The following is a 26392-nucleotide window of genomic DNA, read 5'->3' on the forward strand; positions in this document are numbered from 1 at the left end:
GCGCTTCACCGTGACGGCCACCAACGCGACCGCCGACAGGCAGGCGCCGCCGACCGTCACCGCCGTCACCGTAGGCTCCGGCCCGGACCTCGCCGTCGGCGCGCTGCCCGCGACCGTGGACGTGAAGGCCGGTCAGGCCACCCCGCTGAACCCGGTCGTGCAGAACGTCGGCGACCAGGCGGCCTCCGGCGGTGTCACCCTCGTCCTCGACACCATGAGCGGCGGTGGCTACGACTTCGGCGGCGGCTTCAGCAACTGCTTCTACGGCGGCGTGGCTGCCATGGTCTGCCACTTCGACACCGTGATCCAGCCGGGCACGTCCTACGAGCTCGCCACCCCCGTGCCGCTGACCGCTGGTCAGCAGGCGCTGAGCGGCGACGGCCTGCTCTACGGCTGGGACGTCAAGGGCGGCGCCATCGACACCCAGCTCGGCGGCGGCACGTCGGGCAAGGGCGCCCCGCTGACCCTGGTGCCCGCCCCCGCGTCGCAGCTCGCGCGCACCCCGGTCGACATCAACTACGACAACAACGTCCGCGTCTCCGAGCTGCACCTGGTCACGTCGTACGACCTCGCCGTGACCGCCCCGCACGGCATCACCGGCACCGTCGGGCACACCGCCGACGCCACCTTCGGGGTACGCAACGCGGGCAGCGTCCCGACGTCGGTCTTCCCGGGCACGAAGGACATCACCGCGGGGGTCATCGTGCTCCTGCCGAACGGCGTCTCCGTCAGCGTGCTGCCCAAGGACTGCGAGCTCGTCCCCCAGGGCCCGCCGCCCGTCCAGAACGGCACCACGTCCGGCGACCTGCACGGGCTGCTCGCCCACGCCGGCTTCGGCACGCACGCCGTCGCCCGCTTCGGTGGCAGCGACAGCGGCTCCGGCCCGGACGGCCCGATGTACGCCTGCGCGGTGCGCCACGTGCTCAAGCCCGGCGCGCAGGCCGGCTTCACCTTCGGCCTCAAGCCCACCAAGGCGCTGAAGCAGGCGACCGGCCTCGCGGGCGTCATCGGCTCGCAGAACGACAACGACCCCGCCGACGACGTGGCCGAGTTCACCGTGACCGCCACCAAGGCGACCGCCACCGCGACGCCCACCCCGACCCACTCCACCCCGGCCACGCCGTCCCCGTCCCCGACCGGCGGCCTCGCCCACACCGGTGGCGGCTCCGACGCCCTCCCCCTGGCCGCGGCCGGCCTCGGCGCCGTCCTCCTCGGCGCGGCCTCGGTGCTGCTGACCCGCCGTCGTCGCCAGGGCGGCCACGCGTAACCGTTCGACCCACTCCGAGGGGCGGCCCACGGGCCGCCCTTCGCCGTCCGGCGGGCGAACGCGCGAGTGAATCCGGTAAGAATCCGCCGCCTGTTTGGGGCCGCCTGTCCCCCCGTGGCCCATTGGCGCCGTTGGTCCAGCCCTAGCCTTCCTGCGCGGCGCCTGTGGCTGAGGCCCGGGCGCCCCTTGACTCAGGGGGGTCCTTTGAAACGATCCGTCATCCGCCGTGCGACTGCCCTCGGGGCGGCGGTCGCGGCGCTCACCTTCGGTCTCGGCGCGGGGGCTGCCGAGGCGTCCACCACGGCGACCGCCAATCCGGTCGTCACTCTCCAGCAGCCGTACGAGGCGGCGCTCCCCGGCAAGGGGAGCGTGCAGGTGAACTGGACCTGGCTCGCGAACGCCAAGCACGTCGACGCCTCCGACGTCACGCTGACCATCGACGCCCGCGGTCTCGCCAAGGTCGCCAAGGTGGTCTTCTCGGGCAACTGCGCCGTTCACGGCCTGGTCGCCACCTGCTCGGAGTCGTTCCAGGGCGACTCGACCACGGTTCCGCAGAGCATCGCCGGCGCGAGCCAGTTCGTGCTCTCGGCGCTGCCCGGCGCCAAGCCCGGTGCCACGGGCGGCTACAAGATCACCGGCCACTCGTCCGCCGCGACCATCGTGGGCGGCGGCGGCCAGGTGACCGTCGGCGGCCCGGACTTCAAGCTCACGTCGGTGTCGCAGGACCTCGGCAAGCAGCCGCTCCACTCGGTCGTCTCTGAGCCGGTCGGCTTCACCAACGCCGGCAACCGGCCGGCGAACGGCTCCCGCGTGCTGTTCTTCGCGTCCTCGGGGCTGACGTTCGCCACCCACTACGCCAACTGCCGCTACGGTCACCCCGGCCGGGCCGGCGGCGCGTCCGTGGCACTGTGCAGCTTCAACGGCACGCTGCGGGTGGGCGAGCAGGTGGCGACGGCCCAGCCGATGCGCCTCCGCTTCACCTCGCGCGCGCTCTTCGAGCAGATGCAGGGCGTTGTCGGCCCCCGGGGTGACAGCGCGACCTGGGACTGGATCACCACGCCCGGCAGCGGCTACGTCTGGACCCAGGGCAAGGGCGCCGTTCTCGGCCTGAAGGTGGTCAAGCCCGGCCGCGCCACCTCGGCGCCCGCCGGGACGGCCCAGCTCGCGAACACCTACGACCACAGCTTCATCACGGGTGTGACGGCACGGAACACCGCCGACTTCGGGACCACCGGCTTCTCGGCGAAGGCGGCCCGCGGTGGCCGGGTCACCGTGAAGCTCACCCTGACCAACCACGGCCCCGCGGACCTGGCCGACTACAGCGGCGGTGGCGAGGCGACGCCCGGGCTCATGATCACCCCGCCTCCGGGCACGACGGTGGTCGGCACCTCGGCGTCGTGCGCCCCGTACGACTCCGCCAAGCCCCAGCAGGGGTACTACTGCGGCGGCAGCGCGTACGGGCAGCAGAGCGGGACCAGGCTGACCTTCACCCTGACCCTGCGGGTGGACACGTACGTCGCGGGCGCCACCGGGACCGTCCGGGTGCGTTACTGGCCCAACGTCCCGAACGGCCAGAACCCGTACCGCGTCTGGTACGACCCGGACCCCCGGAACGACACGGCGGCGATCCGCATCAACTAAAGCGCCCGCCTTTCGGCACGATGACCGCCGTGCCCCGCCACTTCGAGGTTTAACGAGTGGCGGGGCACGCCCGTGCGGTCGATACCCTGGTGGGGTGAGCGATCAGCAGACCCCCGCAGCCCCGGCCGTAGCAGGCGCCGACGACCTCCCCGAGCAGATGCGGGTGAGGCGCGAGAAGCTGGAGCGGCTCAAGGCCGCCGGCGTCGACCCGTACCCCGTCGGGTTCCCGCGGACCAGCACGCTGGCCGACCTGCGGGCCGCTTACCCGGGGCTCGACCCCGACACCGCCACCGGCGACCGGGCCGGGGTGACCGGCCGCGTCATGCTCAGCCGCACCGGCGGCAAGCTCTGCTTCGCGACGCTGCGCGACGGCACCGGCGACCTGCAGGTCATGCTCTCGCTCGACAAGCTCGGCGAGGAGCGTCTCGCGGCCTGGAAGGCCGACATCGACCTCGGCGACCACGTCGGCGTGGAGGGCGAGGTGATCACCTCCAAGCGCGGTGAGCTGTCGATCATGGTCGACCGCTGGGAGCTCACGTCCAAGTGTCTGCGCCCGCTGCCGGAGAAGCACAAGGGTCTGGCCGACCCGGAGGCTCGCGTGCGCCAGCGCTACGTGGACCTGATCGTGAACCCCGAGGCCCGCGAGATGATGCAGCTGCGCGTCCGCGTGCTGCGCTCGCTGCGCGACACCTTCGAGCGCCGCGGCTTCCTCGAGGTCGAGACGCCGATGCTGCAGCCGATCCACGGCGGCGCCAACGCGCGTCCGTTCACCACGCACATCAACGCGTACGACATGACGCTCTACCTGCGCATCGCCACCGAGCTGTACCTCAAGCGGCTCATGGTCGGCGGGGTGGAGAAGGTCTTCGAGATCAACCGGAACTTCCGCAACGAGGGCGCCGACGCGACCCACAACCCGGAGTTCACCGCGATCGAGGCCTACGAGGCCTACGGCGACTACGACACCCAGGCTGAGCTGACCCGCGACCTGATCCTGAGCGCGGCCAAGGACGCGCTCGGCACCACCGTGATCCGGGGCCTCGACCAGCACGGCGAGGAGGTCGAGATCGACCTGGCCGAGCCGTGGGAGCAGGTCAGCGTCTACCCGGGCATCAGCGCCCGCCTTGGCGTCGAGGTGACCCCGGGGACCTCCGTGGACGAGCTGCGCAAGCTCGCCGACGAGCACGGCGTCCCCTACGAGAAGAAGTGGGGCCACGGCCAGCTGATCCTGGAGTTCGTCGAGCGCCTGCTGGAGCACAACGCGGTCAAGCCGACCTTCATCCGGGACTACCCGACCGAGGTCTCCCCGCTGAGCCGCAAGCACCGCTCCGTCGACGGGGTGGCCGAGAAGTGGGACCTGGTGATCTTCGGCAAGGAGATCGCCACCGCCTACTCCGAGCTGATCGACCCGGTCGACCAGCGCGAGCGGCTGACCGCGCAGTCGCTGCTGGCGGCCGGCGGCGACGTGGAGGCGATGCAGGTGGACGAGGACTTCCTGCGGGCCCTGGAGTACGGCATGCCGCCCACCGGCGGGATGGGGCTCGGTGTCGACCGCCTGGTGATGCTGCTCACCAACAAGTCGATCCGGGAGACCCTCCTCTTCCCGCTCGTGAAGCCCGAGTAGAGTCGGCCCCATGCAGTACATCGAGGCTCTGACTCCGCCGGTCGTGATGGCCATCGCCTTCGGCTTCATGATCCGCACGCTCTTCCGCAACCAGGGCGGCGCGAACGCGTCCAAGGAGGACGCGGCGGCCGAGGCGATGACGGCCTCCCAGGAGTAGCGCGAACGGACCGGGGTGTGGGGTTTGACCCCACACCCCCTTCTGTCGTGGATTAATCCGGGCAAAAGTGATATTTGCACTGTCATGGTGCGCGCACTGGGTGAACTCGAGAACGAGGTCATGACCCGGCTCTGGCAGTGGAACCGGCTAGTCACCGTTCGCGAGGTTCTGGAGGATCTCCAGCGGGAACGGGAGATCGCATACACCACGGTGATGACCGTGATGGACAAGCTGTTCCAGAAGGGCTGGCTGCGCAGGGAACAGGAAGGCCGTGCGTATCGATATGCGCCCGTCTCCACCCGCGAGGCCTATACCGCGGCGCTGATGAACGACGCGTGGGAGACGAGTGACAAGCCGGCGGCGGCTCTGGTGCACTTCTTCGGCATGATGTCGCCGGAGCAGCAGGAGGCACTCGGCGACGCTCTTCGCATCTTCGCGCCGTCCATCTTCCCCGTCGATATCAACGCGGACGAGGTCCGTTCGTCGCCGGAAGGCGAGTCATCGCAAGAGGGCGGGGCACGGTAGCGTCTGCGCATGCAGGTCACCATCCGCCGCGCGCGGACCGCCGATGTGCCCACGATCCGACGCCTGGTGGACGGGTACGCCCGCGAACGGATCCTGCTCAACAAGCCGACGGTGACCCTCTTCGAGTCTCTCCAGGAGTTCTGGGTCGCCGAACGCGACGACACGGCCGAGGTCGTGGCCTGCGGCGCACTGCACGTCATGTGGGAGGACCTGGCCGAGGTCCGCACCCTGGCCGTGGACCGTTCCTGCCGCGGCACCGGCATCGGGCACGCGCTGCTGCAGAAGCTCGTGGACACCGCCCGCTGGATCGGCGTGCGTCGTATTTTCTGCCTGACGTTCGAAGTCGAGTTCTTCACCAAACACGGCTTCCAGGAGATCGCCTCGACTCCGGTGGACGCCGCCGTGTACGAGGAGCTCTTGCGAAGCTACGACGAAGGTGTCGCGGAGTTCCTGGATCTGGAACGCGTCAAGCCGAACACCCTCGGCAACACCCGGATGCTGCTGCATCTGTGAGAGATGAGTTCTCGGGGGCCGGTTGAATTTTTCGCGGAAAGACGGTTTGCTTTCCGACGAGTAATCCAGGCTTTTGAGGAAAGGGACACCCGTGGCGCAGAAGGTCCAGGTCCTTCTTGTCGACGATCTCGAAGGCGGCGAGGCGGACGAGACGGTGACGTTCGCTCTCGACGGGGTTGCCTACGAGATCGACCTCACCCACGCGAACGCGGGCAAGCTGCGCGAGCTGCTGGCCCCCTACACCGACAAGGGCCGCAAGCAGAGCGGCCGCTCCGCCGGCGGCCGTGGCCGCGGTCGGGCCGCCGTCGCGGCCCGCCCGGTCGGCGGCAACCCGGACACCGCCAAGATGCGGGCCTGGGCCAAGGAGCAGGGCTACGAGGTCAACGAGCGCGGCCGCGTGCCGAGCAACATCCGTGAGGCGTACGAGAAGGCCCACGGCTGATCGAGGCGTCGCAGCTGCAGCTGGGCGCAGGCGTCGGCACAGGTGTCGAGCAGGCGGTCCACCGGTTCGGGTGAGGGCACGGGCCCGCGCCGGAACGGCAGCGCCCCCGCGGCGCCGCCCGGGCCGTCGGCACCCCGTGCGCCGGTCGCCCGCAGGACCCCGTCCAGGTGCCCCCAGCCGAGCCAGTGGAGCACCCCGGGCAGTTCTTCCGCCGTTCCGAGGGGGACCGGCCACAGCAGTCGGTCCCCGCGGCGCCAGACGGCGCCGGTCGGTCGGCCGCGGCGGTCCATCCGGGCCAGCGCGAGCAGGCCGCCGGGCAGCGGCACGTCGAGCAGGTCGCAGCTCTCCGGCAGGGGAGAGGCGGCCTGTTCTGCTGCGCCGGGCGGGAGCGGGGGCACATATCCACCAACCAGAAGACCCTGCTTCCGGTTACGCTCGACATAGGGAATCGCCGGATTCCTCGGTCAGCGAACACCGGACGGAGTCGCCCGGGAGTCACCGAGGCTGCGGCGGGGTACGCCACTGGGTATGAATGCCCAAGTGGGAAGCCCGTCGCGCGGTGGTGTCGCGGCGTGTCGGTGACGCCCTTCGGGGGCGTTCGCCGTCGGCGTAGCGATTCCAGGTGGATCTGCCTGGCCTGCGGGAACACCATCCCGCAGCATTCGGTTTGAGTCATTGTCGGCCGTCGCACGGTCCCCCACCAGCGGGTGTCGACGGTTGGAGTGAGGAGCTGTTCCGGCCTCCGGGACTAGCATGCGGTAGGACAGGGAGGGGATTTTCCCTCACTGCCCCGACCGCTCTGAGGAGCGATTAACGATGTTCGAGAGGTTCACCGACCGCGCGCGGCGGGTTGTCGTCCTGGCTCAGGAAGAAGCCCGGATGCTCAACCACAACTACATCGGCACCGAGCACATCCTCCTGGGCCTGATCCACGAGGGTGAGGGTGTCGCCGCTAAGGCCCTGGAGAGCCTCGGGATCTCGCTCGAGGCGGTTCGCCAGCAGGTCGAGGAGATCATCGGCCAGGGCCAGCAGGCCCCGTCCGGTCACATCCCCTTCACCCCCCGGGCGAAGAAGGTCCTGGAGCTGTCGCTCCGCGAGGCACTTCAGCTGGGCCACAACTACATCGGCACCGAGCACATCCTGCTCGGCCTGATCCGCGAGGGCGAGGGCGTCGCCGCCCAGGTCCTGGTGAAGCTGGGCGCCGATCTCAACCGGGTGCGCCAGCAGGTCATCCAGCTGCTCTCCGGTTACCAGACTTCCGGTGGCAAGGAGTCCGCCACGGCCGGCGGGCCGGCCGAGGGCACTCCGTCGACCTCCCTGGTCCTCGACCAGTTCGGCCGCAACCTGACGCAGGCCGCCCGCGAGGCCAAGCTCGACCCGGTCATCGGGCGCGAGAAGGAGATCGAGCGGGTCATGCAGGTGCTGTCCCGCCGCACCAAGAACAACCCGGTCCTCATCGGCGAGCCCGGCGTCGGCAAGACGGCCGTCGTCGAGGGCCTGGCCCAGGCGATCGTCAAGGGCGAGGTGCCCGAGACGATCAAGGACAAGCAGCTCTACACGCTGGACCTCGGCGCCCTGGTCGCCGGCTCCCGCTACCGCGGCGACTTCGAGGAGCGCCTGAAGAAGGTCCTCAAGGAGATCCGCACCCGCGGCGACATCATCCTGTTCATCGACGAGATCCACACCCTCGTCGGTGCGGGCGCCGCCGAGGGCGCGATCGACGCCGCCTCGATCCTCAAGCCGATGCTGGCCCGAGGCGAGCTGCAGACCATCGGCGCCACCACGCTGGACGAGTACCGCAAGCATCTGGAGAAGGACGCCGCGCTGGAGCGCCGCTTCCAGCCGATCCAGGTCGCCGAGCCGTCGCTCGCCCACACCATCGAGATCCTCAAGGGTCTGCGCGACCGCTACGAGGCGCACCACCGCGTCTCGATCACGGACGCCGCCCTGGTCGCCGCCGCCACGCTGGCCGACCGCTACATCTCGGACCGCTTCCTGCCGGACAAGGCGATCGACCTGATCGACGAGGCCGGATCCCGGATGCGCATCCGCCGGATGACGGCGCCGCCGGACCTGCGCGAGTTCGACGAGAAGATCGCGGACGTGCGGCGCGAGAAGGAGTCCGCGATCGACGCGCAGGACTTCGAGAAGGCCGCGTCGCTGCGTGACAACGAGAAGCAGCTCCTGACCGCCAAGGCCAAGCGCGAGAAGGAGTGGAAGGCCGGCGACATGGACGTCGTGGCCGAGGTCGACGAGGAGCTCATCGCCGAGGTCCTGGCCACCGCCACCGGCATCCCGGTCTTCAAGCTGACCGAGGAGGAGTCCTCGCGGCTGCTGCGCATGGAGGACGAGCTGCACAAGCGCGTCATCGGCCAGAAGGACGCGATCAAGGCCCTGTCGCAGGCCATCCGCCGTACCCGTGCGGGTCTGAAGGACCCGAAGCGCCCCGGTGGCTCCTTCATCTTCGCCGGCCCCTCGGGCGTCGGTAAGACGGAGCTGTCCAAGACGCTCGCCGAGTTCCTCTTCGGCGACGAGGACGCGCTGATCCAGCTCGACATGTCCGAGTTCAGCGAGAAGCACACCGTCTCCCGCCTGTTCGGCTCCCCGCCCGGCTACGTCGGGTACGAGGAGGGCGGCCAGCTGACGGAGAAGGTGCGCCGCAAGCCGTTCTCGGTCGTCCTCTTCGACGAGGTTGAGAAGGCCCACCCGGACATCTTCAACTCGCTGCTGCAGATCCTGGAGGACGGTCGCCTGACCGACTCCCAGGGCCGGGTCGTGGACTTCAAGAACACGGTCATCATCATGACCACCAACCTCGGCACCCGGGACATCTCCAAGGGCTTCAACCTGGGCTTCGCCGCCACGGGCGACGTCCAGACCGGCTACGAGCGGATGAAGGCCAAGGTCGGCGAGGAGCTCAAGCAGCACTTCCGCCCCGAGTTCCTCAACCGCGTCGACGACATCGTGGTCTTCCACCAGCTCGGCGAGGACGAGATCATCCAGATCGTCGACCTCATGGCCGCCAAGGTGGACGAGCGCCTCAAGGACCGCGACATGGGCCTCGAGCTCCGTCCGGCCGCCAAGGCGCTGCTCGCCAAGCGCGGTTACGACCCGCTGCTGGGCGCGCGTCCGCTGCGTCGCACGATCCAGCGCGAGATCGAGGACACGCTGTCGGAGAAGATCCTCTTCGGCGAGCTGCGCTCCGGCCACATCGTCGTCGTGGACGTCGAGGGCGAGGGCAAGGAAGCCAAGTTCACCTTCCACGGCGCGGACAAGGCCCCCGTGGCCGACGCCCCGCCGGTCGCCGCGGCCGGTCCGACGGACATGACCGCGTAACGACGCCTGACGAAGGCAGCACGAAAGGGCCCGGCTCCCCCCGAGGGAGCCGGGCCCTTCGTCGTCCGCTCAGCAGCGTCGTCCGCCCGCCGCGGGTGTCCGCTCAGTGGGCCAGGATCCGGTACCAGGGGAGCTGGCGCGCCCAGCGGACCTGCGGGGTGGGGACGGGCTCGGCGCCGGGCGGCGGGCCGCCGTCCACGGCGAGGAGCAGACCCGGCGGCAGTGCGTCCGTCGGGAGCACGGCCCCGTCCGCGCCGTAGATCCAGAGCGACGCGAGGCCGGGGAAGACCCGGGCGACCTCGCGCAGCAGGTGGAGGCCGCGCGGGTTCCGCAGCCGCAGCGCGGTGACCTGCGGCAGCGGCGCCAGAGCGGACAGGCTCGCGAGGTCGGGCTCGTCCAGGTCGAGCGCGGTGATCCCGCCGTGCTCGCGCAGCACCGGCCAGCCCTCGGGGATGATGTCCCTGGCCATCACCCGCAGCGAGCCCAGTGCCGGGGCCCGCAGGATCCCCTCCAGCTCCCCGGGCAGGAAGTCGAGGAACGACCCGGCGTCGGCCAGGCTCAGGTGGGTCAGCCGCGGCATCCGCCCCAGCGCGGCCCAGGACGCGGTCCCGGGGCAGCCGAGGATGATGACCCGCTGGATCGCCGTCCCGGCGAGCGGCGCCAGGTCCAGCTCGCCCGAGCAGTTGATCATCATCAGCTGCTCCAGCTCCGCGGCGGCGCGCAGGAACGACAGGTCGATCGGGCGCGGGTTCTCGTGCAGCCGCCACTCGAGCAGCGGGGGGAGCGGCATCGCCTCGACGACGTCCTGCGGCAGGTCCCCCGAGAACTCGACCCGGCGGACGAGGGAGAGGTGCGCGGCGGCGAACGCGGCCTCGGCCCGGCTGCTGATCATCAGCCGCAGGTCGGGGGAGCAGTCCAGCCGCGTGATGACCTCGCGGCCGTACTGCTCGGTGTCGAAGTTCCGCCAGGAGTAGGCGAGCTGGGCGCGCACGTCCACATGCGGGTGGTCCGCGTAGGCGGCCAGCAGCGGCAGGGCGCGCTCGTTGAAGATGTTGCCCGCGCAGACGACGACCGCGTGGGCTGTCTCGTCGTCCAGACCTTCCGGGCCGGGCAGCAGCTCCAGCACCACCGGACCGGCCGAGGCCAGCTCCCGGGCCGCCGTCACGTTGCGCGGCGGGACCAGCGCCGTCGCGGCCGCCGTGACGGCCTCGCGGACGGACGGGTCCAGCTCGACGGCCGTGTCCAGGCAGGCCGCCGCCAGCAGCCGCAGCCGGTGGGCGTGCTGCGGCTCCTCCTCGGCGCGGCGCAGGACGCGGGTGAGCAGGTCGGCGCGCTCGCGGGGGCGGGCGTGGCCGATCGCGAGGCGGATCACGTCCTCCCACTGGTCTTCGTGGGCGCGCTCGACGAGCAGCGGGATGTCGCCCTCCTCGATCGCCGCCTGCGCGCCGAGGTAGTCCTGGAAGGTGCGGTGCACGAAGTCGACCGCTCCGGGCGCCGGTTCGCGCAGCAGCCCGCTGCGGACCAGCAGGTGGCGCAGCACCGCCTCGGCGGAGCCCTGGACCTGGGGCATCTGCGGCAGCGCGTGCTCGATGCGGGCCAGGGCCTGGCTCTCCGACAGCTCCGACTGCCCGTTGCGGATCAGCCAGTAGGCGAGCTTCTGCAGCAGCGCCTGCTGCTGGGCCTCGCTGAGCGCCGGCCCCTCCGAGGCCGGGTCGACGCCGCGTTCCTCGTCGCGCCGGACCAGCAGCATCTCCAGGGCGGCGTCGTAGAGGGCCATCCGGCCGCTCGGCAGATGGCCCTGCCGGTCGGCGTTGAGCGCGCAGATCAGGGAGCACATCAGCGGGTTGGTGGCGAGCCGGCCGAGGTCCTGCTTGCGGCCCACGGCCTCGGTCAGCATGGTCCGCCAGCGGGCCAGCCGCTCCCGCTGGTCCTCGTCCCGGCCGGCGCCGACGGCCGCGGCGGCGTGCCAGCGGTCGATGAACGCCGCGACGTCGGAGCGGCTCATCGGCAGCAGGTCCAGCTCGGCGAAGCCGAGGTCGGCGAGCCAGCCCTCGCGGACGGCGGAGGGGCGCGTGGTGACCACGCAGCGGATGTCGGGGTAGGCGGCGAGCAGCCCGCTCAGCCACTCCCGCACCCGCCGCCGCTCGCTCGCCGGGGCCTCGTCGATGCCGTCGACGAGCAGCAGCAGCCGGCCTTCGGCCATCCGCGCGCTCACCCACCCCTCCGAGCCGGGGAACCCGGCGAGCGGGTTCCCCGACGCCTTCAGGAACTCCTCAGGCCCCGGCAGCGCCTGCCCCGGACGCGCCAGCGCGCGCAGCCGCAGCAACAGTGGCGTGCAGCCTTTGAACTGGCGCAGCTGATCCGGGAGTTCGTCGCGCGCGGAGAGCGTCGTGAGCCACTGCAGCAGCGTCGTCTTGCCGGAGCCCGCGTTCCCGCGCAGCAGGATCCGCGGCTGCTGCGCGAGCGCGTCCTCGACCCGCCGCGCCGAGGGCGGCACGTCCTCGTCGCCCGCGTCCCGCCGCGGCTGCTCGCGGTCGGCGAGCTCAAGGCTGAGGTAGGCGATGTCCAGCCGCCACTCGCCGTCCCCGCGCCCGGAGCGGGTGACGCCGTAGATCCGCACCTTGTCCCACTCCCGCGCGAGGTACGCGCGCAGGCGCTGCTCGAAGGTGTCGGCGGGCGGCTGGAGGCGGGCCCGGAGGAAGCCGACGTTGCCCTCGTCGAAAAGCTCGCAGACCTCCGGGGCGAGGACGAACTCCTCACCGAGGGTCAGTTGCAGCCGTGCATCACCCCACCGGGACGGCACCGAGCGGACCAGCCCGACCAGGCAGTTGTCGAGGAACACCGGCGCCCCCGACATGCCCGCCCACGGTGAGCCGTCCACCGCGCCCTCCGGCGGCCGGTGCTCACTGTCCAGCACCGGCCTCCCGCTCAGAAGCCCGCTGGCGGGCTTGAGCGTGCCGACGATCTGCTCGCTGTCCAGGCGCTCTCCGGCCCGGCGCTGCACCTGCGGAAAGCCCACGGCCACCGCCCCGCGCCGCGCGCCCAGATCGGCCAGGAAGCCCCAGGTCAGCCGCTCGAAACCACGGAACGCCTCCGCCGGGAGCAAATCCGTTTCCGCCACGAGCAGCGCGGCGTCGCACCGTTCGTCCAGCCGTCGCCAGGCCACCCGGCACGTCCTCGGGCCGCCGAACCCGGGGACGGCCACCTGCGCGGTCGGCTCCTCGCCGACGACGTGCGCGGCGGTGACCACCATCCACGGGCTCAGCAGGTACCCGCTGCCCTGGCTGCGGCCCAGCACGGCCGCGATGCGCTCGCGTTGAGGATGCGTCATCGGAGCCGTCAGAAGCCGTCGAGGTCAGGGGCGTTGTCGTTGCCGACGAGGACGTCCGCGCCGCTCGTCCGCTGCTTCGGCTTGAGGGTGACGCTGACCCGCTGGGTGTCGGCGCGGGTCTGTGCGGACTCGTAGCCGGCGGTCAGGACCCAGGCCTTCACGCCGCCCTTCGCGGTGCGGTCGTGGCTCAGCTGGACGGTGAACTCCAGCTGGATGTCGCCGACTTCGAAGGCCAGCTCGGAGCCTGCGCCGCGCACGGCGGCGGTGACGAGCTGGTCGCGGATCGCCTCGATGGCGTCGGCGAGATCGACGCGGTGTTCGTCCATGCCGCAATGATCCCCGAAGTCCGGCTCGGGGAACGAGCTTTCGGCTGTTGCGAAGCGGTGACAGGACAGGGATCGGGTGCGAACGACCGTCGGCGAGGATTTCGGTGTCGCCGGGAGGGCGACCACCGAAATGCACGCACGTGGGGGTTGGTTCATGTCCGTTCGCCGCAAGGTTCTCGCCGGGGCCGCCGTTGTCGCCGCGGTCTCCGCCGCCGTCGCCCTGCCGGGTGCGGCGCAGGCCGCTCAGCCCGCGAAGGCGGCCGCCGCCAAGAGCCCGTTGGTGATGACGCTGGGTCGGATCCAGCCCGGCCCGCTGGTGCCGGGCGGGGCGGCGAAGGTCTTCGACCTGTCCGTCACCAACACCTCCGGCAAGGCCGTCGCGTTCGGCAGCGAGATCGGCGGGGGCCCGCACGGGGCGCTCTCGGTCGACGGGACCGACGTGAAGCTGAGCGTGACGCCGGTCCACGCCCCGGCGACGACGGTGGAGTTCGGCGGCCAGGACGGCGGCCTGCTCGGCTTCCTCTACCCGAAGCACGGCCCGGTCAACGGCGCCTTCACGCTGCCGGCGCACGCCACCTACACCTGGAAGGTCAGCCTCGCCGCGACCAAGGCCTGGCCGGTCAACGACGACCGCCTCTTCCTCGGCTTCAACGTGTCCGCCCAGAACGGCCAGGGGTGGTCGGCCGACCGTCAGCTGAACCTCCAGGTCGGCACCGCCCACACCGGCGGCCCGATCGTGCAGACGCTCACCGGCGGCAACGTCGTGGCGCCGGGCAAGCCGCTGGTGCTGCGCTACACGCTGACCAACCACACCGGCGCCGCCGTCGCGCAGCCGCTGCAGCCCGGAGTGCTGGAGGAGCTGCCGGGCAGCGGGTCGCTGAACGCCACACTGGTCTACGACCTGTGGGAGAACGGCCGCTGGGTGCAGATCGGCACCGACGGCGCCGGGCTGCCCAAGCTGCCCGCCCACTGGGCCAACGGCGCGAGCGCGAGCTACACGGTCCGGGTGCGCGTGACGCACTGGGACGCCGGCGCGCCGGCGTCCCAGAAGGTGATCGTCTCGGCCTCCTACGACCCGTTCGAGGCCTCCGCCGACCGCCTGGTGACGGTCACCCACTGAGGTAAGGGCTGAGGCGTGCCGAGGCGGTCGCCCAGGAGTGCGGGTTCAGGACTTCGGGTTCAGGACTCCGCGCCCTGGGCGATCGCCTCGCTGACCTCCTCGACCCGGGCGGTCTCCTCGGCGGCGAAGCGCTCGGCGTCGAGCCGTTCGGCGATCTCCTCGTCCTGCAGCATCAGCGCGTCGAGGTTGGAGTCGCCCATGTCGAAGACGCCCATGTCGAGGTAGGCCTGCTGGAGCCCCGGGCCCCACAGGCCGATGTCCTTGACGCAGGGCACGATCCGCGAGAACAGCAGCTTGCGGAAGAACTGCAGGTACTCGCTGTTCTCGCTGAGCTCCTCGGCGTCCTTCTTCGGGATGCCGAAGTTCTCCAGCACCTCGACGCCGCGCAGCCGGTCGCGCATCAGGTAGCAGCCCTCGATGACGAACTCCTCGCGCTCGGCGAGCTCCTTCGCCGAGAGCTGGGCGTAGTAGTCGCGCAACGCCATCCGGCCGAAGGCGACGTGGCGGGCCTCGTCCTGCATCACGTAGGCGAGGAGTTGCTTGGGCAGCGGCTTGCTGGTGGTGTCGCGCAGCATGCCGAACGCGGCCAGCGCCAGGCCCTCGATCAGCACCTGCATGCCGAGGTAGGGCATGTCCCAGCGGGAGTCGCGCAGGGTGTCGCCGAGGAGCGACTGCAGGTTGTCGTTGATCGGGTAGAGCATGCCGATCTTCTCGTGCAGGAAGCGCGAGTACAGCTCGACGTGGCGGGCCTCGTCCATGGTCTGGGTGGCCGAGTAGAACTTGGCGTCCATGTCCGGCACCGACGCAACGATGCGGGCTGCGCAGACCATCGCGCCCTGCTCACCGTGGAGGAACTGGCTGAACTGCCAGGAGGCGTAGTGCCGGCGCAGGTCGGCGCGGTCGGCCTCGCTCATCCTGTCCCAGTACCGCGAGCCGTAGAGGGTCATCGCCTCGTCGGGGACGCCCAGCGGGTCGTAGGGGTCGACCTCGAGGGACCAGTCGATGCGCTTGACCTGGTCCCACTGCTTGTCCTTGCCCTTCTGGTACAGGTTCAGCAGCCGTTCGCGGCCCTCGTCGTACTCCCAGTTGAACCGGGCGGAGCCGGCCGCGGGGACGGTCCACTGGCCGTCCTGTTCCGAGGGCTTGGTGGTGTACAGGTCGTACGTCGACATTGACTCGCTCCTTGGACGCCGGAAAGGCTCCTCAGGAGCGTCACATGGCATTACCAACCGGTCAACGGCGATCGGACACAGCGACGGAGTGTCCCTGTCGAACGATTCCTTGTGGCACCCGGGTATTGACGCGGTGTCAATACGTGCGTACGGGGTGCCCGCTACGCCTCCGTGGCGACCTTGCCGATCCGGTCGGCGACGTCGAGCGCGATCCGCAGCGCCGTCTCCCTGCGGGTGACGTCGTCGGGGAGCTCGGGCAGGTCGCGCTTCTCCTCCTCGCGCTCGTGCGCGTCGGCGACGAAGGCGGCGACGTTGACCGTCATCAGCGCGACGGTGGCGCGGACCCGGTCCTCGAAGGAGGGGCTCGGCCCCTGCATCAGCCGGGTGAGCACGATGATCCGGTCCTTGAACGCGTTACCGACCTCCAGCTCCCGGATCGCTGGCTGGTTCTCGTGGAAGAACCGCAGGATCGGCTGCCGGTCGGCCATGCCCTCGGCGAAGCGGCGCAGGATCTCGTCCCGGACGTCCGGGCTGTACTCCTGCTGCTGCCCCCAGGCGATGGTCTGCTCGATCGGCTCGGAGATCCGCGCGACGATGCCCGCGAGGATGTCCTCCTTGGTGCGGAAGTGGTAGTACAGCGCGGCCTTGGTGACCCCCAGCCGGTCGGCGATCTCGCGAAGCGAGGTCTTCTCGTAGCCGTGCTCCACGAAGAGCTCCAGGGCCACGTCGAGAATGCGCTCCCGGGTATCCCCACGGGGGGTCTGGGTGGTCATCGCTGTCTACTCGCTCCGCCGGATCAGCTGCGCTCCTCGCGCAGGACTAGCACGAGCTTATCGTGCTCCGTTCAGCGCTACTAGCCGGTCGGCAAGCAAGGTGGGGTTCGGATGAGGATCCGGGTCGTGTCCGGAGCGTGTCCGGGGTGTTCCGGATCACGTCGGCAGGCGGTACACGCCCGCCGCGACCGGCTCCACGAGCCCGTCCGCGACCAGGCCGTCGAGCGCCCGCGCCCGCTGCACGCCGTCCTCCCACACCGCGTCCAGCTGCGCCTGGGTCACCGTGCCCGGAGCCTCCCGCAGCACGGCCAGCAGCTTCCCGCGCACCTGCCGGTCGGTCCCCGCGTAGCTCTGCCCGCGCCGGGCCGGGCCCTCCCACGGCGGCGACCCCGCCTGCCGCCAGGCGCAGCCGCGCGCGACCGGGCAGCGTCCGCAGTCCGGCGTCCGCGCCGTGCAGACCAGCGCGCCCAGCTCCATCACTGCCACGGCCCAGGTCGCGGCGGTCTCCGCGTCGTCCGGCAGCAGCGCGGCCGCCGTGCGGCGCTCGGCGGCGGTGGTGGCGTTCGCCGGGTACTCCTGCCCGGAGACGGCACGGGCGAGGACGCGCCGCACGTTCGTGTCCAGCACGGCGTGCCGCTGACGGAAGGCGAAGGAGGCGACGGCCGCGGCGGTGTACTCGCCGACCCCCGGCAGCGCGAGCAACTGCGCGTGGTCGGCGGGCACCTCGCCGCCGTGCTGCTCGGTGATCGCGGTCGCGGCGGCGTGCAGCCGCAGCGCCCGGCGCGGGTAGCCCAGCCGCCCCCACGCCCGGACGGCTTCGCCGGCCGGCTCGGCGGCGAGCGCCCTCGGCGTCGGCCAACGGCGCAGCCACTCCTCGTAGACGGGGAGCACGCGCTTGACCGGGGTCTGCTGCAGCATGAACTCGCTGACCATCACCGCCCAAGGCGAGGCGTCCTCCCGCCGCCAGGGCAGGTCCCGCGCGGAGGCGGAGTACCAGGCGAGAACGGGACGGTGGAGGGTGTCGACTGCGGTATCCATGGCGGCACGAGTCTAGTTGGCCCGCCAGGCGGCACGGGGCCGCACGGGTGGGAACCTCGGCCGTGAGGCGCCCGCGTCCCCCGGCTGCGGCTGCGGCTGCGGCTGCGGCTGCGGCTGCGGCTTCGGCCCCGGCCCCGGCTGCGGCTTCGGGCCTGGGGCTGAGAGGCCGCGGCCTCGCTCCGCGGCTACCGCAGGGAGCGGAGCTGGAGGGTCTGCGTCAGCCAGTTGCGCCGGGTGGGGCCGGGGAACGGGGTGCCGCTCAGGGGCAGGCGGACCAGGAAGCGGGTGCCGTGGCCGCCCGGTGTCTCGGAGACGGTGACGGTGCCGCCGTGCAGCGCCGCCTGCTGGGCGACGAGGGTCAGCCCGAGCCCGGAGCCGGGGCTCTCCGCGCCGCGGACGAACCGCTCGAAGACCTCGGCCCGGCGCTCGGGCGGGATGCCCGGGCCCCAGTCGTCCACCGTCAGCACCGCCTCCGGCCCGGCGACGGTCAGCCCGACCGCCACATGGGGGGTCTGCCCGGGCAGGTGCCCGTGCACGGCCGCGTTCGTCAGCAGGTTGGTCACCAGGATCTTGAGCCCCGGCTCCCACGCCCGCACCCGCACGCCGTAGCCGCCCGAGAACGTCAGCGACGCCTCCGGCCGCGCGCGGCCCACGGCCGCGACGCAGGAGTCGACGAGTTCGCCCAGGTCCAGCTCGGCGAACGCGTCGGCCTCGACGAGGTCGCCGCGGGCCAGCGTGCGCAGCGCGGTCAGCAGCTCGAGCAGCCGCGTGTGCTCCACGCGCAGGTCCGTGACGACCTCCGCCCGCTCGCCGGCCGGGAGGTCGGGATGCGCGGCGAGGACGTCGAGGTTGGTCTGCATCGACATCAGCGGCGTGCGCAGCTCGTGGGAGGCGGCGGAGGCGAACGCACGGGCCGTCTCCAGGGCCTCGCCCGTCCGCGCGGCCTGCTCGTCGTAGCGGGCGAGGACGGTGCTGAGCGCCGTGGCGAGGTCGTCGACCTCGGTGACGCCGGAGGGGTCGCGCCGGAAGGCGGCCGCCCCGCCGCGCGGGTCGAGCGCGGACGCCCGGGCCGCGAGCGCGCGCAGCGAGCGGGTGGCGCGGCGGGCCAGCGCCAGCGTGAGCAGGCCGGCCAGCGGCACCGCGGCCAGCGTGGCGAACAGCACGTTGGTGCGGACGGTCGCGAGCTGGGTGTTGACTGAGCTGTCGGGGGAGAAGACCCAGAGCGTGCCGGCGGCGGCGCCGGGCAGCGAGACGCCGACGGCCCGGAAGCCGGGGAGGCTGATGAGCGAGTCGGTGGGCTGCGGCAGCGGGATGCTCGCGCTCGGCCTCGGACCACCGTCGACGGCCACGTCGCCCTGGCTGTCCAGCACGAGCACGCCCGCGTCCAGCGCGGCCGAGAGGACCTGCCGGTTGCGCAGCCGCTCGACGTTCGGCCGCCCGCCCCGCGCGGCGGACAGCACGCTGCGGGCGTCCGGCTGGAGGGCGACGGCGAGGGTGTGCAGCCGGGCGTTCTGCTGCTGCCGCAGGTCGTGGCCGACCAGGCCGACCAGCAGTGCGCCGAGCGCGAGCACCACCAGCGGCACGGTCAGCGCGACCCACAGGGCCAGCCGCGTCGACAGCTTCATCGGCCGGGCTCTCATCGGGTTCCCTCCCGTCCGGCCGCGTTCCTCTTCGGGCTCATCTGTTCGGCCTCATCGGTGGGAACCAGCCTCTCGCAGGACGAACCCGACGCCGCGCACGGTGTGCAGCAGCCGGGGCCGGCCGCCCTCCTCCAGCTTGCGCCGCAGATAGCTGACGAAGGTGTCCACGGCGTCGGTGCGCACCTCGAAGTCGTAGCCCCAGACGCGGTCCAGCAGCTGGTCGCGGGTGAGCACGATGCCCGGGTTGCGGACGAACTGCTCGAGCAGCGCGAACTCGCGGCGGGTCAGCTTGAGCTCCGCGCCTTCGCGGAAGGCCTGCCGGGTAGTCGGGTTGACCACCAGCGGACCGGCCTGGAGGACCTCCGTCGGCGCGGGAGCGGGGCGCCGACGCAGCAGGGCGTGCAGCCGCAGCACCAGCTCCTCCAGTGCGAAGGGCTTGATCAGGTAGTCGTCCGCGCCCGCCTGGAGCCCGGCGACCCGGTCGGCCAGCTCGTCCAGCGCGGAGAGCATCAGCACCGGGGTCTCGTCGCCGTCGGCCCGGATCCGGCGGCAGACCTCGGTCCCCGACATGCCGGGCATCGACACGTCCAGCACGAGCACGTCCGGCGAGGCGGTCCCCATCAGGTCCAGCGCCGCCGCGCCGTCCGCGGCTACCAGCACGGTGAACCCGCTGAGCCGCAGTCCGCGCTCCAGTGAGCGGCGGATCGCCGCGTCGTCGTCGACGACGAGCACGCGTCCCGACATCACGCCTCCACGTCTATTCAAGGATCGGGCCAAAGCCAGTCGGGCGGCCCATTGCTGACCACCAGTCGGCCGAACAGGACGATGATGTGAAAGAAGAAGCAGCAGGTACGGCGGTGTTGCACTGAGGAGGGGTGGAACTCTCGTAAGGTTTGCTCGTGCCTTCCTTGCGCAATCCTGTCGGACCACTGCCGGCGTCAATCTACTGGCGGCGGCGCATCGTCGTGCTCGCGGCCCTCGCGGCCGCGGTCGTGCTGGTCGGCGTGCTCGCCTTCGGCGGCAGCGGCCCGGACCGGAAGGCGAGCGCGGGCGGCGCCGGCACCCCGGCCAGCTCGCTGACGCCGGGCCCGACGCGCGGCGGCTCCAACGACGGTGCGGTGGGCGGCGGCGGCTCGGCCTCGCCGAGCCCGGGCTCCGCCGCCTCGGGCGCGCCCACGAGCGCGCCGAGCGGCGCCCCGGTCGTGACGGGCCCCACCGGCTCAGGCTCGGGCGGCACGGGCGCGACCTCCGGCGGCACGGGTTCCCCCGCGGGCGGCACGGTGGGCACGGGCGGTTCCGGCTCGACGCTGACGCCGAACGAGCCGGGCACCAGGAGCCTGCCCACCTGCGTGGCGACCGATCTCGACCTGTCGCTGACCAGCACCGCGCAGACCTACCGTCCCTCGCAGTTCCCGGGGTTCCAGCTCGGGATCACCAACACCGGCGGCTCCGCCTGCAAGGTGGACCTGGGCGCGAAGTCGGCGGTGCTGACGATCACCTCCGACACGGGCGCGACGGTCTGGTCCTCCAGCTACTGCCCGAAGGACACCTCCTCCCAGTGGTACGCCGTCCCGGCGGCGGGCGACGGACCGCTGACGGCGCTGTTCGGCTGGGGCCGCACGACCTCGAAGCCTGGCTGCACCCCGGGTGACGGCGGCAGCAGCGCCCCGGCCGGGACGTACGTGGCGCACATCGGCCTCGGGGGCGTCTCGGCGCAGCCGCAGCACTGGTTCAAGCTGGCGCCGTTCGGCAGCTGACCGCCTCGGCGGCGCGCCAGGCGATGCTCGCCCGAACGGGTGAGTCGTCAGATTGTCCGGTATGTCCCCACGTTCACGCCAGGCCGAGCGCCTGAAGCTGGGCCCATGGCGTCGAACCAGGCAGGCACAGAAGCACCGGCGGCTCCCCAGCAGGCGGCCCCGGGGGCTGAGCAGCTCAAGGCCGTGCTGCTCAGCCCCGGCTATCTGAAGCTGCTGCTGCTCGCCGCCCTGATCGGCATTCCCGTCTCCCTGGTGGCCTTCGGCTTCGTCGGTTTCGAGCACCAGCTGCAGAGTTGGGTCTGGACGTCGCTCCCCTCGGGGCTCGGCTACCACCAGCCACCGTGGTGGTGGCCGCTGCCGACGCTCGCGCTGACCGGCTTGCTCGTCGTGCCCGTGCTGACCCGGATGCCCGGCAAAGGCGGCCATCTCCCCGTGCGGGGGCTGGGCGGCCCCCCGCAGCCGCCGAGTTACCTGCCCTCGATCGTGCTCGCCGCCCTGATCGTGCTGCCGCTCGGCGCCTCCCTGGGACCCGAGGCGCCGCTGATGGCACTCGGCGGCGCGCTGGCGCTGCTAGGCGTCCGCCGCGCCCAGCGCGAGGCGCAGCCGAAGGCGGCGGCGATCGTCGCGACGGCCGGCTCCTCGGCCGCCATCGCGACGATCTTCGGTAATCCGCTGATCGGCTGCGTGATGGTGCTGGAGGCGGCCGGGCTGGGCGGCTCGCAACTGCTGCTGCTCGTGGTGCCCTGCCTGCTGGCGAGCGGCGTGGGCGGGCTGGTCTTCACCGGGTTCGGCCACTGGACCGGTCTCTCCATCGGCGCCCTGACCCTGCAGGGCGAACCCAAGAGCCAGGTCCCGACGGCCCCGGACTACCTGTGGGGCATCCCCCTCGCGGCCCTGATCGCGGTCGTGATCGTCGCCGTGCAGGCGCTCGGCTGGACCACCTTCGCCTACACCGAGCGCCGGACCGGCCTGCGGATCGTCCTCTGCGCCATCGGGGTCGGCGTCTGCACCGCCGCCTACGCCCTGTTCACCGGCCGGTCACCGGAGGAGGCCGCGCTCTCCGGCCAGGAGACGCTGAGTCAGCTGGCCGCGAACCCGCAGTCCTGGGGTGTGGCCACACTGGTGCTGCTGGTCCTGTTCAAGGGGCTGGCCTGGGGGATCAGCCTCGGCTCGCTGCGCGGTGGGCCGATCTTCCCGGCGATCATGGTGGGCGCGGCGACCGGGATCGCCTGCGCGGGCCTGCCCGGCTTCGGGGCTGCGGCCGGCCTCTCCGTCGGCCTGGCCGCCTCGGGCGCGGCGATCACCGGCCTGCCGGTCACCGCGAGCCTGCTGGCGATCCTGCTGGTGGGTGCGAACGCGAAGGACGCGGCGCCGCTGATGCTCGTCGCCGCGGTGGTGAGCTTCGTCGTGGCGACGAAGCTGAGACCCCGGCCGCCCGAGCCAGCGCGGAGCTCGACGCCCGCCGAGCCAGGAGTGGGAACGGACCCCGGAAGGGCTCAGACGTAGCGTTCGAGGATGGACGACTCGGCCAGCCGGGAGAGCCCCTCGCGGACCGAGCGGGCCCGGGACTCGCCGACGCCCTCGACCGTCTGCAGGTCGTCGATGCTGGCGGCCAGCAGCTTCTGCAGCCCGCCGAAGTGCTCGACCAGGCGCTCGATCACCGTGTTCGGCAGGCGCGGCACCTTGGCCAGCAGTCGGTAGCCGCGCGGGCTGACCGCCGAGTCCAGCGCCTCGGGCGTGCCCGGGTAGCCGAGCGCCTTGGCGACCGTCTGGATCTCCAGCAGCTCCGAGTGGGTCAGCGCCTCCAGGTCCGTCAGCACGTCCTGGACGGACCGGCCGCGCTTGGCGGCGCGCTCGGGGAAGTAGTCGCGGGCGACCAGCTCGCGGTCCGGCTCCACACCCGCGATCAGCTCGTCGAGCTGGAGCGAGAGCAGGCGGCCGTCGGTGCCCAGCTCCACCACGTAGCCCGCGATCTCACTGGCGATCAGGCGGACCATCTCCTGCCGCTGCGCCACCGCCGCCACGTCACGAACCGTCACCAGGTCCTCGATCTCCAGCGCGGAGAGCGTGCCGGAGACCTCGTCCAGGCGCAGCTTGTAGCGCTCCAGCGTGGCCAGCGCCTGGTTGGCCCGGGAGAGGATGGCGGCGGAGTCCTCGATGACGCGGCGGGCGCCGTTGACGTAGAGGGCGATCAGGCGCATCGACTGGCTGACCGAGACGACCGGGTAGCCGGTCTGCTTGTTGACCCGCTCGGCGGTGCGGTGCCGGGTGCCGGTCTCCTCGGTGGGGATGTCCGCGTCCGGGACCAGCTGCACGCCCGCGCGCACGATCTTGGTGATGTCCTTGTCGAGCACCACCGCGCCGTCGAGCTTGCACAGCTCGCGCAGGCGGGTCGCGGAGAACTCGACGTCGAGGACGAAACCGCCGGTGCACAGCGCCTCGACCTGCTTGTCGAAGCCCACGACGATCAGACCGCCGGTCCGGCCGCGCAGCACGCGCTCGAGGCCGTCCCGCAGGGCGGTGCCGGGGGCGATGGCGCTGAGGGAAGCCCGGAGCAGGGCCTCCTCGCGGGAGGAGCGGTCCGCCCGGTCGTTGGCTGCCACGGCGGCGACTCCTCCGGTGGGGTGCGGTGTGCGCGTACGAGTTTACCGGTGACCGCCTGTGAGTGTGCCCGGATATTACGGAGGCCGGGGAATCGGTGTTATTTCGTCACTTCACTCACACAGGTCACACGGGGCGCTTCGCACACCCACCGCGAGGCCTCGCAAGGCCCCCCGGCACAGGGAATCCGAGGGATCACTCGGGCTCGATCTCCTCCCAGCCGGCCATCAGCTCGTCCGCGCTGTCGGGAATGTCGAGGTAGTTCGGGACGGCGCGCTGCCGCTCGTCCGTCAGATCCACCCGGCCGCGGCGGTTCTCCGCGCCGTTCGTCTCCCGGCCCTGACGCGGAGCGCGCCGCCCGCCGCCGCGCCCGGGGCGGCCCGGGATGGCCGCCAGCGCGTCGCCGATGGTGGCGACCTCCACCACCCGCATGCCCTTCGGCACCTTGCCGGGCTCCGGCGGGACCAGCGCGTGGGTGAAGCCGAGCCGCGCCGCCTCGGCCAGCCGCCGCTCCACGCCCGTCACTCGGCGCACCTCGCCCGCGAGACCGACCTCGCCGATCGCCACCATCCCCTGCGGCAGCGGGGTGTCGGCGGCGGAGGAGGCCAGCGCCAGCGCGATCGCCAGATCCGCGGACGGCTCCGAGAGCTTCACCCCGCCGACGGTGGCCGCGTAGATGTCCATCTTGCCGAGCCGGACCCCGCCGTGGCGCTCCAACATGGCCAGGATCATCGCGATACGCGGTGAGTCCAGGCCCGAGGTGGCGCGGCGCGGGGAGGGGATCACCGAATCCACCAGCAGCGCCTGCACCTCCGCCACCAGCGGCCGCCGTCCCTCCAGGGTGACGGTCAGACAGGTGCCGGGGACGGGCTCCGCCCGCTTGGTCAGGAACAGGCCGGACGGATCCGGCAGGCCGACGATGCCCGAGTCGTGCAGCTCGAAGCAGCCGACCTCGTCGGTGGCGCCGTAGCGGTTCTTGACGCCGCGGATCAGCCGCAGCCGGGCGTGCCGGTCGCCCTCGAAGTGCAGCACCACGTCGACCAGGTGCTCCAGCAGGCGCGGGCCCGCGATCGCGCCCTCCTTGGTGACGTGACCGACCAGCAGGGTCGACATGGCCCGCGTCTTGGACTCGCGGATCAGGGCGGCCGCCACCTCCCTGATCTGCGCCGGGCCGCCCGGCGCGCCGTCCAGCTCGGCCGAGGCGACGGTCTGCACCGAGTCCAGGATCAGCAGGGTGGGCTGCACCTGCTGGATGTGCCCGAGCACGGCCGCCAGGTCCGTCTCGGCGGCGAGGTAGAGATGCGGGGAGAGCGCGTCGATCCGGTCGGCGCGCAGGCGCACCTGCGAGGCGGACTCCTCCCCGGTGATGTACAGCGTCCGCCGCTCCGGCCCCGCCGCCTTGGCGGCGACGTCCAGCAGCAGTGTCGACTTGCCGACACCGGGCTCCCCGGCCAGCAGCACGACCGCGCCCGGCACCAGCCCGCCGCCCAGCACCCGGTCCAGCTCGTCGATGTTCGTCGGCCGCGAGACCGCGACCGTCGCGTCCACCTGCCCGATGGGCCGCGCGGGCGAGGACACCGGCCCGGCCGCGGTGGTCCGCACCGCCGGCGACCCGCCGACCTCCTCCACCGTGCCCCAGGCGTTGCACTCGGTGCAACGCCCCGTCCACTTGGGCGGCGTGGAACCGCATTCGGAGCACCGGTAGGTGCTCCGTGTCTTCGAGGAACTGGATCGCGCGGCCATGCGGGAACGCTACAGGGGACCACTGACAGGCAGTGGTCCCCCGCGTGACCGGGCAGCGGTCGGTTCACGGTGGCGTCCAGGAGAGCTTGGCGTCACCCTGGCCCTCGGCCTTGACGGTCGTGCCCTGGCCCCAGTTGAAGGCGTAGGTGTAGCTCGCCACGCCCTTCACCTTGGGGGTGAGGGTGAAGGTCGTCGGAACGCCGACGCCGCCGCTGGAGCCGTGCTCCGTGTAGACGTCCGAGCTCACGGCCGGCGAGGTGTCCAGGTGGGTGCGGTCGGGACGCCGCCGTCCGCGTGGGTTGGCCGACCGCGAGCGCGGCGAGCGCGAGGGCCGCCGCGCCGGTGCGGGCGGTGCGCAAGCGACCGCCCAAGGATCTGTGCATACGGGTCTCCGCTGGTGAGGCCCGCGCGACGTCCGGTCGGAGGTCGGTGTGCGGGCGCGACGGAATGCCAGGAGAGATCGCCAACAGATGGCACACGGATATCCGCAAGGCCGGGCGGGCGATATTGCGACGTCTCACCCGAAAGTGTGGTTGGAGGTGGCTTCCCCGGAGGGGGTGGCGCGGCGTCTCTACCGTCACAGAGGTGGAGACCCTGCAGGACCAACTCGCCGACGCGCTGTTCAGCTACTGCCTGTCGGTACTGTGCGACCAGGACGCGGCCGTGGCCGCCGTGCGGCAGACGCGGCGGCTCGCCGCGCGCCATCGGCGGCGGCTGCGGCGACCGGAGTCGGAGCGCGCGTGGCTGTACGCGCTCGCCCGGTACGTGTGCCTGGTGCGGCTGGAGGCGCGGGCGGAGGACGGCGGGGCGAGGCCCGTGACGGAGTCGGCAGCGGCGCGGTCACGCCTGGCCCGGCTCGCCTGGCCGGAGGCCGCCGGGACGTCGCCCGCCCAGCGCGAGGCGCTGGAGCTGGCGGGGCGGCACTCGCTGGAGAACGAGGAGATCGCCGCCGTGCTCGGGGTGCGGGCCGAGACGGCGGGGGTCCTGCTGACGCAGGGCAGTTGCGAGGTGGAGCGCACGGCCGCGGCCCTCTCCGTCCTCACCGCGGACGCCTGCCCGGAGCTGAGCCGGCTCGGGCGCGGGCGCGGGCCCGTCCTCGGCAGGGCGTTGCGCAACGAGCTGGTCCGGCACCTGGACGACTGCCCCACCTGCCGGGGCACCGCGGAGCGCGGCGCGGCGGAGGGGCCGTGGCCGGGGGCGTTCCGGGCGGCCGGGTCGCTGCCGCTGGTGCACCTGCCCCGGGCCGCGCTGCGCGCGGCCGGTGAGGTGGAGGACGTGCCCGAGCCGCGCTTCGACCGGCGTGGCTTCCCGGTGCACGCGGCCCCCGTGCGGCCGCCCCAGCGGGCGCACCACCGCGACCAGGTCGCGGTGGTGCGGCAGCGGGCC

At 72.2% G+C, this 26392-nt stretch carries 23 protein-coding genes; 12 read left to right on the forward strand and 11 right to left on the reverse strand.

All coding sequences use genetic code 11. The features are described from left to right. From TR48_RS12730 to TR48_RS12760, 7 genes are all read left to right on the forward strand, one after another. A partial coding sequence (locus tag TR48_RS12730; RefSeq protein WP_161789816.1) for an LPXTG cell wall anchor domain-containing protein occupies positions 1-1267 on the forward strand: 1267 nt, incomplete at its 5' end. 204 nt (positions 1268-1471) lie between these two features. After that, complete coding sequence (locus TR48_RS12735) at positions 1472-2908, forward strand: hypothetical protein (RefSeq protein ID WP_042366214.1); 1437 nt, start codon at positions 1472-1474, stop codon at positions 2906-2908. A gap of 94 nt (positions 2909-3002) precedes the next feature. Next, positions 3003-4532: a bifunctional lysylphosphatidylglycerol synthetase/lysine--tRNA ligase LysX gene (lysX, locus tag TR48_RS12740; RefSeq protein WP_084729300.1), complete on the forward strand. Its 1530-nt coding sequence runs from the start codon at positions 3003-3005 to the stop codon at positions 4530-4532. A gap of 10 nt (positions 4533-4542) precedes the next feature. Beyond that, complete coding sequence (locus tag TR48_RS44295; protein WP_042366215.1) at positions 4543-4689, forward strand: hypothetical protein; 147 nt, start codon at positions 4543-4545, stop codon at positions 4687-4689. Positions 4690-4773: 84 nt separating this feature from the next. Continuing rightward, positions 4774-5214, forward strand: coding sequence for a BlaI/MecI/CopY family transcriptional regulator (locus TR48_RS12750; RefSeq protein ID WP_042366216.1), 441 nt, complete (start codon positions 4774-4776; stop codon positions 5212-5214). 9 nt (positions 5215-5223) lie between these two features. After that, positions 5224-5727, forward strand: coding sequence for an amino-acid N-acetyltransferase (locus tag TR48_RS12755; protein WP_042366217.1), 504 nt, complete (start codon positions 5224-5226; stop codon positions 5725-5727). A gap of 91 nt (positions 5728-5818) precedes the next feature. After that, positions 5819-6169, forward strand: a complete 351-nt coding sequence (locus TR48_RS12760) for a histone-like nucleoid-structuring protein Lsr2 (RefSeq protein ID WP_042366218.1) — start codon at positions 5819-5821, stop codon at positions 6167-6169. Here the strand turns inward: TR48_RS12760 and TR48_RS12765 are convergent. Beyond that, on the reverse strand, positions 6100-6567 hold the full coding sequence (locus tag TR48_RS12765) for a hypothetical protein (RefSeq protein WP_052442630.1): 468 nt from the start codon (positions 6565-6567) through the stop codon (positions 6100-6102). The two genes, TR48_RS12760 and TR48_RS12765, sit on opposite strands and share 70 nt — an antisense overlap. Positions 6568-6985: 418 nt before the next feature. On the opposite strand from TR48_RS12765, the gene TR48_RS12770 reads away from it, so the two are divergent. Then, a complete protein-coding gene (locus tag TR48_RS12770) occupies positions 6986-9505 on the forward strand; it encodes an ATP-dependent Clp protease ATP-binding subunit (RefSeq protein ID WP_042366219.1) in 2520 nt (839 codons plus the stop codon). Positions 9506-9608: 103 nt separating this feature from the next. Here TR48_RS12770 and TR48_RS12775 read toward each other — a convergent pair whose 3' ends face one another. Both TR48_RS12775 and TR48_RS12780 read right to left on the reverse strand, forming a co-directional pair. Continuing rightward, positions 9609-12836 carry an NACHT domain-containing protein gene (locus tag TR48_RS12775; RefSeq protein WP_052442631.1) on the reverse strand — a complete coding sequence of 1076 codons (3228 nt, stop codon included), beginning with the start codon at positions 12834-12836 and terminating at the stop codon, positions 9609-9611. 8 nt (positions 12837-12844) lie between these two features. Then, entirely contained in the window at positions 12845-13162 is a 318-nt protein-coding gene (locus TR48_RS12780) for a trypco2 family protein (protein WP_042366220.1), read from the reverse strand. 154 nt (positions 13163-13316) lie between these two features. Here TR48_RS12780 and TR48_RS12785 point away from each other — a divergent pair, with 154 nt between their 5' ends. Next, a complete protein-coding gene (locus TR48_RS12785; protein WP_042366221.1) occupies positions 13317-14282 on the forward strand; it encodes a hypothetical protein in 966 nt (321 codons plus the stop codon). Between the two features lie 59 nt (positions 14283-14341). On the opposite strand, the gene TR48_RS12790 is transcribed toward TR48_RS12785, so the two are convergent. The 5 genes from TR48_RS12790 to TR48_RS12810 form a co-directional block, all read right to left on the reverse strand. Continuing rightward, positions 14342-15454 (reverse strand): ferritin-like domain-containing protein, encoded by a 1113-nt coding sequence (locus TR48_RS12790; protein ID WP_042366222.1) that lies wholly within the window; start codon positions 15452-15454, stop codon positions 14342-14344. A 161-nt stretch (positions 15455-15615) separates the two neighbouring features. Beyond that, positions 15616-16227 carry a TetR/AcrR family transcriptional regulator gene (locus TR48_RS12795; protein WP_042366223.1) on the reverse strand — a complete coding sequence of 204 codons (612 nt, stop codon included), beginning with the start codon at positions 16225-16227 and terminating at the stop codon, positions 15616-15618. Between the two features lie 156 nt (positions 16228-16383). Then, on the reverse strand, positions 16384-17265 hold the full coding sequence (locus TR48_RS12800; RefSeq protein ID WP_042366224.1) for an iron-sulfur binding domain-containing protein: 882 nt from the start codon (positions 17263-17265) through the stop codon (positions 16384-16386). Positions 17266-17450: 185 nt separating this feature from the next. Continuing rightward, complete coding sequence (locus TR48_RS12805; RefSeq protein ID WP_042366225.1) at positions 17451-18890, reverse strand: sensor histidine kinase; 1440 nt, start codon at positions 18888-18890, stop codon at positions 17451-17453. A 66-nt stretch (positions 18891-18956) separates the two neighbouring features. Beyond that, positions 18957-19649, reverse strand: coding sequence for a response regulator transcription factor (locus TR48_RS12810; protein WP_042366230.1), 693 nt, complete (start codon positions 19647-19649; stop codon positions 18957-18959). Positions 19650-19804: 155 nt separating this feature from the next. Between TR48_RS12810 and TR48_RS43160 the strand changes: the two genes are divergently transcribed. Both TR48_RS43160 and TR48_RS12820 read left to right on the forward strand, forming a co-directional pair. After that, positions 19805-20662: a hypothetical protein gene (locus TR48_RS43160; RefSeq protein ID WP_042366300.1), complete on the forward strand. Its 858-nt coding sequence runs from the start codon at positions 19805-19807 to the stop codon at positions 20660-20662. A gap of 105 nt (positions 20663-20767) precedes the next feature. Next, positions 20768-22168: a chloride channel protein gene (locus TR48_RS12820; RefSeq protein WP_042366233.1), complete on the forward strand. Its 1401-nt coding sequence runs from the start codon at positions 20768-20770 to the stop codon at positions 22166-22168. On the opposite strand, the gene disA is transcribed toward TR48_RS12820, so the two are convergent. From disA to TR48_RS12835, 3 genes are all read right to left on the reverse strand, one after another. Beyond that, positions 22159-23265 (reverse strand): DNA integrity scanning diadenylate cyclase DisA, encoded by a 1107-nt coding sequence (gene disA, locus TR48_RS12825; protein WP_042366235.1) that lies wholly within the window; start codon positions 23263-23265, stop codon positions 22159-22161. The genes TR48_RS12820 and disA overlap by 10 nt on opposite strands. A gap of 193 nt (positions 23266-23458) precedes the next feature. Then, positions 23459-25006 carry a DNA repair protein RadA gene (gene radA, locus TR48_RS12830; RefSeq protein ID WP_084729302.1) on the reverse strand — a complete coding sequence of 516 codons (1548 nt, stop codon included), beginning with the start codon at positions 25004-25006 and terminating at the stop codon, positions 23459-23461. Positions 25007-25070: 64 nt separating this feature from the next. After that, entirely contained in the window at positions 25071-25253 is a 183-nt protein-coding gene (locus tag TR48_RS12835; protein ID WP_042366237.1) for a hypothetical protein, read from the reverse strand. Between the two features lie 338 nt (positions 25254-25591). On the opposite strand from TR48_RS12835, the gene TR48_RS46310 reads away from it, so the two are divergent. Continuing rightward, positions 25592-26392 (forward strand): RNA polymerase sigma factor (locus tag TR48_RS46310; protein ID WP_042366239.1); only part of this gene is annotated, 801 nt, incomplete at its 3' end.

Origin of the sequence: Streptacidiphilus neutrinimicus (assembly GCF_000787815.1) — a bacterium.
Classification (GTDB): domain Bacteria; phylum Actinomycetota; class Actinomycetes; order Streptomycetales; family Streptomycetaceae; genus Streptacidiphilus; species Streptacidiphilus neutrinimicus.